Raw genomic sequence first — 1,251 nt, forward strand, 5'->3', positions numbered from 1 at the left:
AGATTAGATTTTCATTTAATTATTCTTTACCGTAATTTTTTTCTAACCTAGCTGTTGGCAATATGATGAACTCTGATGATTTGTTCCCTCTTAAACAAGAAAAATTGGCTCAATTCAATACTGAAAAATGGGCCGAAGAAAATAAAAATGCCATTCAAGCTTACAATGAGTTTGTTGATGAGCATGGCTGTTTTGGAGATGAATTCAGAGAGTTTTAATGGCGCAATTTGAAGTTTATCAAACCCAACTGTAATGCATTTCTTTTTAGAGTTGATATTCAAAGCTTCGTTATCTCAGAAATCGTCACCAGAATCGTTATTCCGCTTGGAAGACGGAAAAACTTCAAAAATCTGGCTAATCTAACGCCAGAAATTAAATATGAAGGTGAGAAACTTCTACTACTCACACCGCAAATCGCCTCTATCCCTGCCTATTTACTAAAAGATCCTATTGGTTCTTTAAATCACTTTCGTGATGAAATCATCATGGCATTATACTTTGCGATCAAGGGTATTTGAGTTGAATCAAGTTTGCTGACCACTGGATTGCGAAGCCCAACAAGGATAAAAGAATCCGTCGGAATCTGAGATTTCAAAGTTTTGCAGATTTTTCAGCAGGAAGTTGAGGTATTGCGAGCGATATAGAATTCGCCTGTATTAGGTCTGGAGAGTGTATAACTTAGCACTTGAGCTGGTTCCGGACACCACTGCCCGCCAAACGTGCCTTTTGGTGGCAGACTACCCGGAGGATTTGGGATTACAGGGAAGATGGGGTCGATGAGTTCCGCTGCCTCTTCTCGGCTAAAAGCAGGCTTTGCAATGATCTTACAGGGGCCCCATAACCCGTTACGTTGACTTTGCTCGGGAGGTCGCATACTGAGCACTCGCTGATCTATCGTCCATGTATGAACCGGGTGCTGAGCTCTCCCTTTAACGCCATCAGTCTGAAAGCCGTGTGCGGTTAAGATCGAAGAAGCATTCTCCGGTGCGTTGATACAGGTTTCAACAATCTCTTTTATGAATAACTGAAAGGTTTTCGATGTATCTGCCTGAGCGGTTGTGAGTGTACTAAGTGCAAAAGTTAAGATACATCCAAATGCAGCATTAATGAGTTTCATGGCGTCCCTTCCTTTTATAAAATAGTTTAAATCACATAGTATTCAAAAGGTTGAATGTAATAAACCCCTAAAGCACAAAAAGAGCAAATGAAGAGCGTTGAGTTTTACAGGCTTAACCAAAACTACGATAAAAA

General features: G+C 40.3%; 3 protein-coding genes. 2 read left to right on the plus strand and 1 reads right to left on the minus strand.

Annotated elements, in window-relative coordinates; translation table 11 throughout:
- Positions 1 to 62: 62 nt before the first annotated feature.
- Together B3O33_RS08015 and B3O33_RS08020 are read left to right on the plus strand one after the other, a co-directional pair.
- Positions 63 to 218: a type II toxin-antitoxin system CcdA family antitoxin gene (locus tag B3O33_RS08015; RefSeq protein ID WP_292360444.1), complete on the plus strand. Its 156-nt coding sequence runs from the start codon at positions 63 to 65 to the stop codon at positions 216 to 218.
- Between the two features lie 9 nt (positions 219 to 227).
- Complete coding sequence (locus tag B3O33_RS08020) at positions 228 to 518, plus strand: CcdB family protein (RefSeq protein ID WP_292360442.1); 291 nt, start codon at positions 228 to 230, stop codon at positions 516 to 518.
- 92 nt (positions 519 to 610) lie between these two features.
- Here the strand turns inward: B3O33_RS08020 and B3O33_RS08025 are convergent, their stop codons facing one another.
- Complete coding sequence (locus B3O33_RS08025; RefSeq protein WP_292360440.1) at positions 611 to 1,117, minus strand: hypothetical protein; 507 nt, start codon at positions 1,115 to 1,117, stop codon at positions 611 to 613.
- Positions 1,118 to 1,251 lie beyond the last annotated feature (134 nt).

The organism is Methylophaga sp. UBA1464, from assembly GCF_002325665.1.
Classification (GTDB): Bacteria; Pseudomonadota; Gammaproteobacteria; order Nitrosococcales; family Methylophagaceae; genus Methylophaga.